Genomic DNA, 12,917 nt, shown 5'->3' with positions numbered 1-12,917 from the left:
CTTCAGGGAGCCCCCGTGACCGACACCCCCTCCGGCCTCCACATCGGCAGCCACGACCTGCCCGTCTCGCCGGAGTTGTCCCGCTTCATGGCCGCCGACTGGACCGCCACCCCTCTCCCCGACCGGGGTCCCGCGCCGGCGTCCGCCGTCACCCCGGCCCGCCGCGCCCGACTCTCGGCACGCTTCCCGGGCGAGCGACTGATCGTCCCGGCGGGCGAGTTGAAGGTCCGTTCCAACGACTGCGACCACCGCTTCCGGCCGCACAGCGCGTACGCCTGGCTGACCGGCCTGACCGGCGAGGACCAGGTGGGTCACGTACTGGTGCTGGAACCCTCCGGTGCGCACGGACACGAGGCCGTGTTGTACCTGCGGCCCCGTTCGCCGCGGGCCGACGGCAACGAGGAGTTCTACCGGGACCGCCGGTACGGGGAGTTCTGGGTGGGGCGCCGCCCGGACCTGGCGGAGACCGAGCGGCTGACCGGACTGCGCTGCGCCCACCTGGACACGCTCGGCTCACCGCCGGCCCGAGACGCCTCCCGCGATCCCGAACTCGCCACCGCGCTCTCGGAGTTGCGCCTGGTCAAGGACGCCTGGGAGGTCGAACAGCTGCAACGGGCGGTGGACCACACCACGGCCGGCTTCGAGGACGTCGTTCGGGCGCTGCCGCGCGCGCTGGCCCATCCGCGCGGGGAGCGCTGGATCGAGGGGGTCTTCGGCCTGCGCGCCCGGGCGGAGGGGAACGGCACCGGCTACGAGACGATCGCCGCGTCCGGCGCCCACGCCTGCGTCCTGCACTGGATCCGCAACGACGGCCGCTTGAACCGCGACGAACTGCTGCTGCTGGACGCGGGCGTCGAGACGGACGCCCTCTACACGGCGGACATCACCCGCACCCTGCCCCTGTCGGGCCGGTTCTCGCCGGTGCAGCGGCAGGTGTACGAACTGGTCCTGGCCGCGCAGGACGCGGGGATGGCGGCGCTGCGCCCGGGCGCGGGCTTCCGCGACTTCCACCGGGCCGCGATGCGGGTGATCGCGGAGGGGCTCGCCGAGTGGGGCGTCCTGAAGAACGCGGCGGGCGACCTGCACCGGCGCTACACCCTGTGCGGCAGCGGGCACATGCTGGGGCTGGACGTCCACGACTGCGCGAAGGCGCGGGCCGACACCTATCTGGACGGCACGCTGGAGGAGGGGCAGGTGCTCACCGTGGAGCCGGGTCTGTACTTCCAGCCCGACGACGAGACCCTGCCGGCGGAGCTTCGCGGCATCGGCGTGCGCATCGAGGACGACCTGGTGGTCACCGCGCAGGGCGCCCGACTGATGTCGGGCGCCCTGCCGAGGTCCGTGACGGACATCGAGGAGTGGATGGGCCGCCTCCTGGCGGGGTGAGCGGGGGGGCCCGGTCACCGGGCGGGGGCGGGCGGCGGCTAGTGGTTCCAGTCGTTCCGGTAGCCGCTGTCGTGCCAGTTGCCCTGGTAGCCGTCGTACCCGTGGCCGCCGTCGTGCCAGTCGTCGTTCCAGCCGCCGTTGCCGCCGTTGTTCCAGCCGCCGTCACGCCAACCGTCGTCGTACCGGCTGTCGTACCGGCCGTCGTTCCAGTTGTTCCAGTTGTTCCAGTTCGGGTCGTAACTGGCGTCGCGCCAGTTGCCTTCGTTGCGACCGTTGTTGTCCCAGCACCAGCCCGGCCGGTAGTTGCCGCGTGCGGGGTCGCAGCAGGCGGACCACTCTCCGTACCGCGAGTCGGAACACCAGTCGGCCTGCGGAAGACTTGTTGTCGCGAAGGCGCCGCTGACGGGCATCAGACCGAGCGTGAGCCCGGCCGCCCCTGTCACGGCTGCCGCAACGAACCCACGGCGCATGTCCATGCACCTCCGAGTGTTGGTGGCGAAGCATGCCAAAACGGTCTTAACCACACTCCCCCGGCTTTGGGTCGCTGTCAAAATCACGGCAGGACGGCGATGCCGTCGAGTTCGACCAGCGCCTCCTCGTCCCAGAGTCGAACCACGCCGACGACGGCCATCGCCGGATAGTCGCGCCCGGCCAACCGGCGCCAGATGCGGCCCAGTTCACCGGCGTGTTCGCGATACGAGGCCACGTCCACCGCGTAGACGGTGACCCGGGCCAACCCCCCGGGGGTACCGCCGGCCGCCGCCAGGGCCGCCAGCAGGTTGGACAGCGCCCGCTCGAACTGTTCCGGCAGGCCCTCGCCCACGACCTTGCCGGAACCGTCCAGCGCGGTCTGGCCCGCCAGGAAGACGAGCCGGCCGCCCGTCATGGCCACGGCGTGCGAGAACCCGGTCGCCGGGGAGAGCTCCTGCGGGTTGTGGCGTTCCAGGCTCATCCCGCCACCTCCCGGTAGAGCTCCTTCGCGATGATCGTGCGCTGCACCTCGCTGGCCCCCTCGTAGATCCGCGGCGCCCGCACCTCCCGGTACAGGTGCTCCAGGAGGTGCCCCCGCTGGAGGGCGACGGCCCCGTGCAGTTGGACCGCGTGGTCCACCACGTACTGGGCGGTCTCGGTGGCCAGCAGCTTCGCCATGGCCGCCCGTCGCGGGACCTCGGGCGAGCCGCTGTCGTAGGCGCCGGCGGCCGCGTAGACCAGCAGGCGGGCCGCCTCCACGCGGGTCGCCATCTCCGCCACCCGGTGCGCGACCGCCTGGAGGTCGGCGAGGACCCCGCCGAAGGCGGCCCGACCGGCCGTGTGCGCCAGTGTCGCGTCGAGCGCCGCCCGCGCCATGCCGACGGCGAAGGCGCCGACGCTCGGCCGGAACCGGTTCAAGGTGTCCATCGCGACCCGGAAGCCGCGCCCCGGCTCCCCCAGCACGTCCTGCGGCCCGACCGGCACCCCGTCGAAGGCCAGCGCGCCGATCGGGTGCGGGGACAGCATCTCCAGGGCCTCGCCCGTCAGGCCGGGCCGGTCGGCGGGCACCAGGAAGGCCGTGATCCCCCTGGAGCCCGAGCCCTCACCCGTTCGGGCGAAGACGGTGTAAAAATCCGCCTCCGGGGCGTTGGAGATCCAGCGCTTCTCCCCGCGCAGCCGCCATCCCTCGCCGTCCCGCTCGGCGGCCAGGGTCAGCGCGGCCGCGTCCGAGCCGGCGCCCGGCTCGGACAGCGCGAACGCCGCCACGAGCCGGCCCTCCCGCACGCCGGGCAGCCAGCGCTCCCGCTGGGCCGGGCTGCCGGCGCTCAGCACCGGGTGGGCGCCCAACCCCTGGAGGGCGAGCGCCGTCTCCGCCTCCGTACAGCCGTAGGCGAGGGATTCCCGCAGCAGGCACAGGTGCAGGGCGCCGGAGGTGAACACCCGCTCCAGCAGGCCCTCTTCACCCAGTGCCGCGAGCAGGGGGCGGTTCACCCGGCCCGCCTCCCCCTTCTCGGCCAGCGGCCTCAACCGCTCGGTCGACAGTGCGCGCAACCGCCCGCACCATTGCTCGTCTTCCGCTTCGAGCGCGAATCCGGTCATCCGAATGTCCCCGCATCTATCGCGTCCTGTTGACTGCCGTCACCATCACGATACGCTCGTGTTGCCCACGCACGGACAGCTCCACCCCGGTTCCATACATTCGGTTCCATACAGCAGGGCCCGGCCCCCCACACCGGGGCCGGACCGTCGCAAGGGGGCGAACCCGCCTTGGAGCTCATGCCTTCCGCTCACGTCGACACCTTTGCCCGCGACCATCTGCCGGCCGCGGACGCCTGGCCGCACCTGCTCTTCGAGTTGCCCGAGCTGGCCTACCCGGACCGGCTGAACTGCGGCGCCGAACTGCTCGACGCCACCATCGACCGGTTCGGACCCGACCGCCCGGCCTTCCGCGACGGCGCCGGCGCGGTGTGGTCGTACGGGGAACTGCGCGAGCGTGTCGACCGGATCGCCCACGTCCTCACGGTCGACCTCGGTGTCGTGCCCGGCAACCGGGTGCTGCTGCGCGGACCCACCGGGCCGTGGCTCGCCGCCTGCTGGCTGGCGGTGATGCGGGCGGGCGCGGTGGCCGTGACCGTGCTGGCCGGGCAGCGGTCCCAGGAACTGGCCACGGTGTGCGCGATGGCGCGGGTCGGACACGCGCTGTGCCACGTGGACGCGCTGGACGACCTGGTGAAGGCCGAGGTGCCCGGGCTGCGCGTCACGCCGTACGGCGGCGAGGCGCCCGACGACCTGCTGCGGCTCGCCCAAGGGCATCCGGAGCCCTTCGAGCCCGTCGAGACCTCCGCGGACGACGTGGCCCTGATCGCCTTCACCTCCGGCACCACCGGGCGTCCCAAGGGCTGCATGCACTTCCACCGGGACCTGCTCGCCGTGGCGGACACCTTCTCCCGCCATGTGCTGCGCCCCCGCCCCGACGACGTGTTCGCGGGCAGTCCGCCGCTCGGGTTCACCTTCGGCCTCGGCGGACTCGTGGTCTTCCCGCTGCGCGCCGGGGCCTGCGCACTGCTGCTGGAGCGGGCGGCCCCGCGCGCGCTGCTGCCCGCGCTCGCCGAGCACCGGGTCACCGTCCTGTTCACCGCACCCACCGCCTACCGGTCGATGCTCGACACCCTGGGCCCCTACGACACCGGCGCGTACGACCTCTCCGCGCTGCGCCGCTGCGTCTCCGCGGGCGAGAACCTGCCCGCCGCCACCTGGCGGGCCTGGCACGAGCGGACCGGGCTGCGGATCATCAACGGGATCGGCGCCACGGAGCTGCTGCACATCTTCATCTCCGCCGCGGACGAGGACATCCGGCCCGGTGCGACCGGCCGGGTGGTGCCGGGCTGGCAGGCCCGGGTGGTGGACGCGACCGGCCGGCCGGTGCCGGACGGCGTGCCGGGGCTGCTGGCCGTCCGCGGCCCGGTGGGCTGCCGGTACCTGGCCGACCCCCGACAGCGGGACTACGTACGGGACGGCTGGAACCTGACCGGCGACACCTACCTGCGCGACGCGGAGGGGTACTTCCGTTACGTCGCCCGCGCCGACGACATGATCATCTCCTCGGGCTACAACATCGCCGGCCCGGAGGTCGAGGAGGCCCTGCTGCGCCACCCCGACGTGGCCGAGGCGGCCGTGGTCGGCCGGCCGGACGAACGGCGCGGGCAGATCGTCGTGGCGTACACCGTCCCCCGGGACGGCGCGGTGCTCACCGAGGACGCGCTGCGGGCGTTCATGCGCGAGGAACTGGCCCCGCACAAGTGCCCGCGCTCGTTCGTCTTCCTGCCAGCCCTCCCGCGGACCGCGACCGGGAAACTTCAGCGGTTCCGGCTGCGCGATCTAGAGTGAACCCGTGGTCGAGCAGCACACTCCGCGATCCCTGATCGTCACGTTCTACGGTGCCTACGGGCGGGCCTTCGAGGGCGCCGTCCCGGTGTCCGCGCTGATCCGCCTGTTGGGCACGGCCGGCGTGGACGCGCCGTCCGTCCGCTCGTCGGTGTCCCGGCTGAAGCGGCGCGGCTTCCTGCTGCCCGCGCGCGCCGCCGACGGGTCGGCCGGGTACGAGCTGTCCCCGGAGGCCCGTCTGCTCCTGGAGGACGGCGACCGGCGGATCTACGGATCCCCGCGCCTGTCGCAGGAGTGGCTGGTCGCGGTGTTCTCCGTACCGGAGCAGGAGCGGCACAAGCGTCACCTGCTGCGCTCCCGGCTGGCCCGGCTGGGCTTCGGTTCGGTCGCGCCGGGCGTGTGGATCGCGCCCGCGCACCTGCACGGGGAAACCGGGCGGACGCTGGAGCGGCTGCACCTGACGACGTACGTGGAACTGTTCCGCGGCGCGCACCTGGGTTTCGCCCCGACCTCCGAGGCGGTGGCCCGGTGGTGGGACCTGGCCGCCCTCGCCAAACAGCACGAGGAGTTCCTGGACCTCCACGAGCCGGTCCTGCGGGCCCTCCAGTCGGGCCCGGCCCCCACCCCCGAGCAGGCCTACCGGGGCTACCTGCTCGCGCTGGACACCTGGCGGCGGCTCCCGTACGCCGACCCGGGGCTGCCCCGCGAGCTGCTCCCGGCGGACTGGCCCGGAGACCGGGCGGCGGCGGTCTTCGCCGAGCTGCACGCCCGGCTGCGGGACGTCGGCGCGGGCTTCGTGGAGGCGTAGGCGCCCCGGTCAGCCCCGGCCCGTCGGGGGTGTGCGGCTGCCGGCGCGGTAGGGGGCCGGCCAGGGCGCGGCCGGACCTTGGTACGCCTGGTCGGCGGCCGCGTGCAGGGTCCAGTGCGGGTCGTACAGGTGGGGGCGGCCGACGGCGCAGAGGTCGGCGCGGCCCGCGAGGAGCAGCGAGTTGACGTCGTCCCAGGAGGAGATCGCACCGACGGCGATGACGGGGACGCCGAGGGCGTTGCGGATCCGGTCGGCGTAGGGGGTCTGGTAGGAGCGCCCGTACTCCGGCGCCTCGTCCGCCACGACCTGGCCGGTCGAGACGTCGATGGCGTCCGCCCCGCGGGCGACGAAGGCGGCGGCGATCCGTTCGGCGTCCTCGGGGGTGGTGCCTCCGGGGGCCCAGTCGGTGGCCGAGAGCCGGACCGTCATGGGGCGGTCCTCGGGCCAGACCGCGCGGACCGCGTCGAAGACCTCCAGCGGGAAGCGGAGCCGGTTCTCCGGCGACCCGCCGTAGGCGTCGGTGCGGCGATTGGTGAGCGGGGAGAGGAACCCGGAGAGCAGGTAGCCGTGCGCGCAGTGCAGTTCCAGCAGGTCGAAGCCGCAGTCGGCGGCCCGGACGGCGGCGGCGGCGAAGTCGGAGCGGATGGCCGGCAGGTCCGCGGCCTCCAGGGCGCGGGGTACCGCGGAGATCCCCGGCCGGTAGGGCAGGGCGGAGGCCGCGACCAGGGGCCAGTTGCCCGCGGGGAGGGGGTCGTCCATGCCCTCCCACATCAGGCGCGTCGATCCCTTGCGGCCGGAGTGGCCGAGTTGGACGCCGAGGGCGACGCCGGGCGCGGAGGTGTGCACGAAGTCCGTGATCCGCCGCCAGCCGGCCGCCTGTTCGGCGGTGTACAGGCCGGTGCAGCCGGGGGTGATGCGGCCCTCGGCGTTCACGCACACCATCTCGGTCATGACCAGCCCGGCGCCGCCCAGGGCGCGGGAGCCGAGGTGCACCAGGTGGAAGTCGCCGGGCACGCCGGTCCCGTCGGGCGCCGAGTACATGTCCATCGGCGAGACCACGACCCGGTTGCGCAGGGTGAGTCCGCGCAGGGTGAACGGGGTGAACATCGGCGGGGTGTGCGCGTCCGGGCAGCCGAAGTCCCGTTCCACGGCGCCGGTGAACCGCGCGTCGCGCAGCCGCAGGTTGTCGTGGGTCACCCGCCGGCTGCGGGTGAGCAGGTTGAAGGCGAACTGCCGGGCGGGCTGGTCGACGTACCCGGCGATCTCCTCGAACCACCGCATGCTGGCGGCCGCGGCCCGTTGGGTGCTGGCGACCGCGGGCCGCCGGGCCGCCTCGTACGCCGCCAGCGCGGCCGGTACGTCCGGTTCGGCCGCCACGGCCTCGGCGAGGGCGAGCGCGTCCTCGACGGCGAGTTTGGTACCGGATCCGATGGAGAAGTGCGCGGTGTGCGCCGCGTCGCCGAGGAGGGCCACGTTGCCCTGCGACCAGCGCGCGTTGACGACGGTGTGGAAGCGGGTCCAGGTCGAGCGGTTCCCGCGCAGGGGTCGGCCGCGCAGGGCCTCGCTGAAGATCTTGGCGCAGCGGGCCGCCGACTCGTCCTCGTCGCAGAGGTCGAGGCCCGCCGCCCGCCACACCTCCTCGCGCATCTCGACGATCACGGTGGAGGCGTCGGCCGCGTAGGGGTAGGCGTGCAGTTGCATGACCCCGTGTTCGGTCTCCGCGATCTCGAAGCGGAAGGACTCGAAGGCGAAGTCGGCGGCCAGCCAGACGTACCGGCAGCGGCCGGGCGTGACGCTCGGACCGTAGTGCGCGGCGCCGCTCTCCCGGGTGGCGCTGTGCACCCCGTCGGCCGCGACCACCAGGTCGTGGGAGGTCGCGAGTTCCCGGGCGTCCGGTGCCTCGGCCCGGAAGCGGAGTCGGACCCCGAGGCCGGCGCAGCGCTCGTGCAGGATCTCCAGCAGTCGGCGCCGGCCGAGGGCGGCGAAGCCGTGGCCGCCCGAGGTCAACAGGCGCCCGCGGTGGACGACGTCCACGTCGTCCCAGCGGACGAACTCCGCGCCGAGGGCGGCGTGGACGACCGCGTCGGCCCGTTCGATGCCGCCCAGGGTCTCGTCGGAGAGCACCACCCCGAAGCCGAAGGTGTCGTCCGGGGCGTTGCGCTCCCAGAGGTCCACGGCGTGACCCTGTCGGGCCAGCAGCGCCGCCGCGTACAGTCCGCCCGGCCCGCCGCCCACGACGGCGACCCGCAGGGTCTTCTCGACGGCCATGGGGGTTACCTGCCCTTCCACTGCGGCGGGCGCTTGCCGGTGAAGGCGGCGTGGAACTCCGCGTAGTCGTCGCCGTTCATCAGCAGTGCCTGGGTGTTGGCGTCCAACTCGACGGAGGCGGCCAGCGGCATGTCGAGTTCGGCGGTCAGCAGCGCCTTGGTCTGGGCGTAGGCGAGGGCCGGGCCGGCGGCCAGGTGGGCGGCGAGTTCGGCGGCCCGGGTGTGGGCCTTGCCCTCCTCGGTCAGCTCGCTGAGCAGGCCGATCCGCTCGGCCTCGGGGGCCCGTACGGGTTCTCCGAGCATCAGCAGCCGGGTGGCGTGGCCGAGGCCGACGACCCGGGGCAGCAGGTAGGCGGCGCCCATGTCGCCGCCGGAGAGGCCGACGCGGGTGAAGAGGAAGGCGAAGCGGGCGGTGGGGTCGGCGATGCGGAAGTCGGAGGCGAGCGCGAGGACGGCGCCGGCCCCGGCGGCCACCCCGTGGACGGCGGCGATCACCGGGAACGGGCATTCGCGCAGGGCCCGGACGACCTGGCCGGTCATCCGGTTGAAGTCGAGGAGCTGGGCGGTGTCCATGGCGAGGGTGGCGCCGATGATCTCGTCCACGTCTCCGCCGGAGCAGAAGCCGCGCCCCTCGCCGCCCAGCACGAGGGCGCGCACGGAGCGCTCACGGGACAGTTCGGCGAGCAGATCGCGCAGGTCGGCGTAGGCGCCGAAGGTGAGCGCGTTCAGCTTGTCCGGTCGGTCGAGGGTGACGGTGGCCACGCCGTCCTGCCGGGTCACCCGGAGGTGGCGCCACCGTTCGGTCGCTGAGGTGGAACCGAGGAAGGGGCTCACCCAACCGACGGTATCACCGCCTCGTGACTCCCGTCACAGAAACGCGACACCTACCGGAGGGCGTGTCCACGCCCCGCGCCGAAGGTCCCCGCCACCCGTGGCGCCGGCCCCGCACGTTTCGGACGGGGTGCCCTACGGGGCCACACTTCGGGTTCGTATCGTTGAAACCGGGAGTTACCCGACCCCTGCCCGCCTCCCCATGGATAAGGACAGCCCCGCCTTGCCCGACCCATCCGCCTGGCGGATCGCCCTGCCGCACACGACCGCCGCCGTACCCATCGCGCGCGCCCTGGTCCGTACCGCCCTCGCCGACATCGAACCGTCCGCGGACAGCGACACCGCGGAACTGCTGACCGCCGAGCTGGTCGCCAACGCCGTCGAGCACACCGCGGGCCGGGCCCCGATCGAACTGGTCGTGGAACTGCTGGCGAACGGTTGCCAGGTCGAGGTGCACGACGGCGACCCCCGGCCGCCCGGCGATCTCGCGACGCGCCGGGACGACGCGCACCCCGACCCCTGGCAGGAGCACGGCCGGGGCCTGCTGTTGATCCGCACGCTGAGTTCCGCCTGCGGCCACCGGCCCACCGAGCACGGCAAGGCGGTGTGGTTCACGCTGCCCGCACGTCGGCACGCGTGACGAGGCGGCGCGGCCACCCGGGAGGCACACGACCGGAGCCGCGCGCCCGGCGACCCGGCGACCCCGCGACCCGCGACCCGCGACCCGCGACCCGCATGACTATGCGGGGAGATCCGCTCCGGGCTCGGCCAGCGTCGCGACCAGCACGGCCTTGATGGTGTGCAGGCGGTTCTCGGCCTCGTCGAAGACCAGCGAGTGCTCGGACTCGAACACCTCGTCCGTCACCTCCAGGGACTCCAGCCCGTGCCGCTCGTGGATCTCCCGCGCCACCGCCGTCCCGAGGTCGTGGAAGGCCGGCAGGCAGTGCAGGAACCGCACGTCCGGGTTCCCGGTGGCCCGGAGCACGTCCATGGTCACGGCGTACGGGGACAGGGCCGCGATCCGCTCGTCCCAGACCTCCTTGGGTTCGCCCATGGACACCCAGACGTCGGTCACGACGAAGTCGGCCTGCGCCACGCCCTCGGCGATCTCCTCGGTGAGGGTGATCCGCGCACCGCTGCGCGCCGCGAGGTCGCGGGCCGCGGCCACCACCGACTCGGCGGGCCAGTAGGCGCGGGGCGCGACGATCCGCACGTCCATGCCCAGCAGCGCGCCGGTCACCAGGTAGGAGTTGCCCATGTTGAAGCGGGCGTCGCCGAGGTAGGCGAAGGTGATCCGCTCCGGCGGCTTGGCGCAGTGCTCGGTCATGGTGAGCACGTCGGCCAGCATCTGGGTGGGGTGCCAGTCGTCGGTGAGGCCGTTGAAGACGGGCACCCCGGAGTACGCGGCGAGTTCCTCGACGATCTCCTGGCTGTCGCCCCGGTACTCGATGCCGTCGAACATCCGGCCGAGCACCCGGGCGGTGTCCTTGACGGACTCCTTGTGTCCCATCTGGGATCCGGTGGGGTCGAGGTAGGTGGTGTGGGCGCCCTGGTCGGCGGCGGCGACCTCGAAGGCACAGCGGGTGCGGGTGGAGGTCTTCTCGAAGATCAGCGCGATGTTGCGCCCCTGGAGCAGGCGCCGCTCGGTCCCGGCCCGCTTGGCGGCCTTGAGGGCGGCGGCGAGTTCGATCAGGCCGCGGAACTCGGCGGCGGTGAAGTCGAGCTCCTTGAGGAAACTGCGGCCGACGAGATCGGTGGCCATGGGGACACTCCAGGGTGACACTGACAGGGGATGCTGGAAGTCTATACGATGCTCCGCATTGATATACAGACCACCCTCGGGCAGGTCACCGCCCCCGCCACCCTCCGGCCGACGTCAGACCGGGTCCCGCTCCACCGGGCAGCTCATGCAGCGCGGCCCACCCCGCCCCCGCCCGAGTTCACTGCCCGGGATCTCGATCACCTCGATGCCCTCCCGCCGCAGATGGGTGTTGGTGGTGACGTTGCGCTCGTACGCGATCACCACCCCCGGCTCCACCGCCAGCACGTTGCAGCCGTCGTCCCACTGTTCCCGCTCCGCCGAGTGCACGTCCTGGGTGGCGGTCAGCACCTTGATCGAGTCCAGTCCGAGCGCGGCGGCGATGGCCCGGTGCATGTGCTCCGGCGGGTGGTCGGTCACCTTGAGTTCGCTCGCCTCGGCTCCCGGCTCGATCGTGTAGGAGCGCAGCATGCCCAGTCCCGCGTACTGAGTGAACGTATCTGCGGCCACCATCGTCATCACCGTGTCCAGGTGCATGAAGGCCCGCCGCTTGGGCATGTCCAGCGCCACGATGGTGGTCGCCGACCCGGCGGCGAACAGTCCGCGGGCCAGCATCTCCACGGCCTGCGGGGTGGTGCGCTCGCTCATCCCGATCAGCACGGCGCCGTTGCCGATGACCAGGACGTCGCCGCCCTCGATCGTCGACGGGTAGTCGGCCTGCCCCTGCGACCAGTAGTGGAAGGCGCCGGAGGAGGTGAAGAGGGGGTGGTGTTTGTAGATCGCCTCGAAGTGGACGGTCTCGCGCTGCCGGGCCGGCCAGCGCATGGCGTTGATGGACACCCCGTCGTAGATCCAGGCGGAGGTGTCGCGGGTGAACAGGTGGTTGGGCAGCGGCCCCAACAGGAAGTCGTCCAACTCCATCGCGTGGAACCGGACCGACACCGGCTCGGCGTGCGCGTCCAGGAACTCCCGCTTGGTCATCCCGCCGACCAGCGCCTCCGCGAGCGCGTGCGCGGACAGCCCGTCGAAGACCGACCGCAGGTGGTCGGTGGCCAGCGGCCCGTACTCCTTCTCGTCGAAGACCCGGTCGAGGACGAGGTGTCTCGCCTCCGGGATGTCGAGGGCCTCCCGGAGCAGATCACCGAAGAGGTGCACCGCGACGCCCCGGTCGCGCAACACGTCCGCGAAGCCGTCGTGTTCCTGGCGGGCGCGCCGCACCCACAGGACATCGTCGAAGAGCAGGGCGTCCTTGTTGCTTGGTGTGAGCCTCTTCAGCTCCAGGTCGGGCCGGTGGAGGATGACGCGGCGAAGCCGCCCGGTCTCGGAGTCGACATGGAATCCCATGCCGTACACATTCCCAGACCGGGCGGCTTTTTGACCTGGCGTCGGCTCAACGGCCTCGGCGCAGGCCGAGAAGCCCTCAGCGCAGGCCGAGAAGCGCCGCCGGGGCACCGGTGAGCTCGGGGGCGGTCAGACCCAGCTTCGGGGTGGTGAGGCGCGGGAGCCCGTAGTTGCTCCCGTCCGGCATGCTCAGCGGGGCGCCGATCACCGCGCCGGGGCTCTTGGCGTGCAGGGTCGTCGAGGGGGCCTCCACCGAACCCTCGCCGTCCGTCTCGGGGCTGCCCGCCAGGTTCGGCACCGGGGAGGTCACGAGGGTGTGACCGAGGTCGGTGCCGATCGGGACCACCGGGAGCAGTGGGGTCGGAAGCAGGTCTCCCGTGTGGTGGCGCGGGGCCTCGGGGGCGCCGACGACCGGCACCGGAACGCCGGTGGCCACACGCGGGGTGTCCACGCCCAGCGTGGTCTCGACGGCCTCAAGCGGGACGGCGACGGGTACCGCGTCGGCCAGGGCCGGGGTGGTCGCGCCGGCCGCCGCCATACAGGTCATGAGCGCCGCAATGCTTCCGCGCGCGGTCATCTTCATAGGTGGGGTTCCGTCCTTTCGGGGTCGCGGACGTTCCGCTGCCCTGGATGAACGATCCCGCCGGTGGTTTTCCCGGAGTTCTCCGCG

Annotated in this window: 12 protein-coding genes; 4 read left to right on the top strand and 8 right to left on the bottom strand. The window is 73.0% G+C overall.

The features are described from left to right. Positions 1-15: 15 nt before the first annotated feature. Complete coding sequence (locus ADK55_RS34130; RefSeq protein WP_053684646.1) at positions 16-1,386, top strand: aminopeptidase P family protein; 1,371 nt, start codon at positions 16-18, stop codon at positions 1,384-1,386. A gap of 38 nt (positions 1,387-1,424) precedes the next feature. Here the strand turns inward: ADK55_RS34130 and ADK55_RS34125 are convergent, their stop codons facing one another. The 3 genes from ADK55_RS34125 to ADK55_RS34115 form a co-directional block, all read right to left on the bottom strand. Then, complete coding sequence (locus ADK55_RS34125) at positions 1,425-1,796, bottom strand: hypothetical protein (protein ID WP_159041637.1); 372 nt, start codon at positions 1,794-1,796, stop codon at positions 1,425-1,427. A 143-nt stretch (positions 1,797-1,939) separates the two neighbouring features. Beyond that, complete coding sequence (locus ADK55_RS34120; RefSeq protein WP_053684642.1) at positions 1,940-2,338, bottom strand: RidA family protein; 399 nt, start codon at positions 2,336-2,338, stop codon at positions 1,940-1,942. Further along, positions 2,335-3,456, bottom strand: a complete 1,122-nt coding sequence (locus tag ADK55_RS34115) for an acyl-CoA dehydrogenase family protein (RefSeq protein WP_053684640.1) — start codon at positions 3,454-3,456, stop codon at positions 2,335-2,337. The genes ADK55_RS34120 and ADK55_RS34115 overlap by 4 nt, the downstream gene beginning before the upstream one ends. Before the next feature lie 177 nt (positions 3,457-3,633). Between ADK55_RS34115 and ADK55_RS34110 the strand changes: the two genes are divergently transcribed. Both ADK55_RS34110 and ADK55_RS34105 read left to right on the top strand, forming a co-directional pair. Continuing rightward, positions 3,634-5,244 carry an AMP-binding protein gene (locus tag ADK55_RS34110; protein ID WP_053684639.1) on the top strand — a complete coding sequence of 537 codons (1,611 nt, stop codon included), beginning with the start codon at positions 3,634-3,636 and terminating at the stop codon, positions 5,242-5,244. Between the two features lie 4 nt (positions 5,245-5,248). Beyond that, on the top strand, positions 5,249-6,049 hold the full coding sequence (locus ADK55_RS34105; protein WP_053684637.1) for a PaaX family transcriptional regulator C-terminal domain-containing protein: 801 nt from the start codon (positions 5,249-5,251) through the stop codon (positions 6,047-6,049). Positions 6,050-6,058: 9 nt separating this feature from the next. On the opposite strand, the gene ADK55_RS34100 is transcribed toward ADK55_RS34105, so the two are convergent. Both ADK55_RS34100 and ADK55_RS34095 read right to left on the bottom strand, forming a co-directional pair. Beyond that, a complete protein-coding gene (locus ADK55_RS34100) occupies positions 6,059-8,317 on the bottom strand; it encodes a bifunctional salicylyl-CoA 5-hydroxylase/oxidoreductase (RefSeq protein ID WP_053684635.1) in 2,259 nt (752 codons plus the stop codon). Positions 8,318-8,322: 5 nt separating this feature from the next. Beyond that, complete coding sequence (locus ADK55_RS34095) at positions 8,323-9,150, bottom strand: enoyl-CoA hydratase family protein (RefSeq protein WP_053684633.1); 828 nt, start codon at positions 9,148-9,150, stop codon at positions 8,323-8,325. A 199-nt stretch (positions 9,151-9,349) separates the two neighbouring features. Here ADK55_RS34095 and ADK55_RS34090 point away from each other — a divergent pair, with 199 nt between their 5' ends. Further along, positions 9,350-9,787 carry an ATP-binding protein gene (locus tag ADK55_RS34090; RefSeq protein ID WP_053684632.1) on the top strand — a complete coding sequence of 146 codons (438 nt, stop codon included), beginning with the start codon at positions 9,350-9,352 and terminating at the stop codon, positions 9,785-9,787. 99 nt (positions 9,788-9,886) lie between these two features. Here ADK55_RS34090 and argF read toward each other — a convergent pair whose 3' ends face one another. From argF to ADK55_RS34075, 3 genes are all read right to left on the bottom strand, one after another. Then, positions 9,887-10,909 carry an ornithine carbamoyltransferase gene (gene argF, locus ADK55_RS34085; RefSeq protein WP_053684629.1) on the bottom strand — a complete coding sequence of 341 codons (1,023 nt, stop codon included), beginning with the start codon at positions 10,907-10,909 and terminating at the stop codon, positions 9,887-9,889. Between the two features lie 114 nt (positions 10,910-11,023). Further along, on the bottom strand, positions 11,024-12,250 hold the full coding sequence (locus ADK55_RS34080) for an arginine deiminase (protein ID WP_053684627.1): 1,227 nt from the start codon (positions 12,248-12,250) through the stop codon (positions 11,024-11,026). 76 nt (positions 12,251-12,326) lie between these two features. Continuing rightward, positions 12,327-12,830 (bottom strand): hypothetical protein, encoded by a 504-nt coding sequence (locus tag ADK55_RS34075; RefSeq protein ID WP_053684625.1) that lies wholly within the window; start codon positions 12,828-12,830, stop codon positions 12,327-12,329. Positions 12,831-12,917 lie beyond the last annotated feature (87 nt).

Source organism: Streptomyces sp. WM4235 (assembly GCF_001279725.1).
GTDB lineage: Bacteria > Actinomycetota > Actinomycetes > Streptomycetales > Streptomycetaceae > Streptomyces.
Note: the sequence above shows the minus strand (reverse complement) of the source record. Positions and strands in the feature narration are given on the sequence as shown.

What these genes read in the sequence shown, in the direction of transcription:
- ADK55_RS34080 (WP_053684627.1), bottom strand. Translation starts at nt 12,250, where the DNA reads ATGGGATTCCATGTCGACTCCGAGACCGGGCGGCTTCGCCGCGTCATC.
- ADK55_RS34115 (WP_053684640.1), bottom strand. Translation starts at nt 3,456, where the DNA reads ATGACCGGATTCGCGCTCGAAGCGGAAGACGAGCAATGGTGCGGGCGG.
- ADK55_RS34100 (WP_053684635.1), bottom strand. Translation starts at nt 8,317, where the DNA reads ATGGCCGTCGAGAAGACCCTGCGGGTCGCCGTCGTGGGCGGCGGGCCG.
- ADK55_RS34125 (WP_159041637.1), bottom strand. Translation starts at nt 1,796, where the DNA reads ATGCCCGTCAGCGGCGCCTTCGCGACAACAAGTCTTCCGCAGGCCGAC.
- ADK55_RS34110 (WP_053684639.1), top strand. Translation starts at nt 3,634, where the DNA reads ATGCCTTCCGCTCACGTCGACACCTTTGCCCGCGACCATCTGCCGGCC.
- ADK55_RS34120 (WP_053684642.1), bottom strand. Translation starts at nt 2,338, where the DNA reads ATGAGCCTGGAACGCCACAACCCGCAGGAGCTCTCCCCGGCGACCGGG.
- ADK55_RS34075 (WP_053684625.1), bottom strand. Translation starts at nt 12,830, where the DNA reads ATGAAGATGACCGCGCGCGGAAGCATTGCGGCGCTCATGACCTGTATG.
- argF (WP_053684629.1), bottom strand. Translation starts at nt 10,909, where the DNA reads ATGGCCACCGATCTCGTCGGCCGCAGTTTCCTCAAGGAGCTCGACTTC.
- ADK55_RS34090 (WP_053684632.1), top strand. Translation starts at nt 9,350, where the DNA reads ATGGATAAGGACAGCCCCGCCTTGCCCGACCCATCCGCCTGGCGGATC.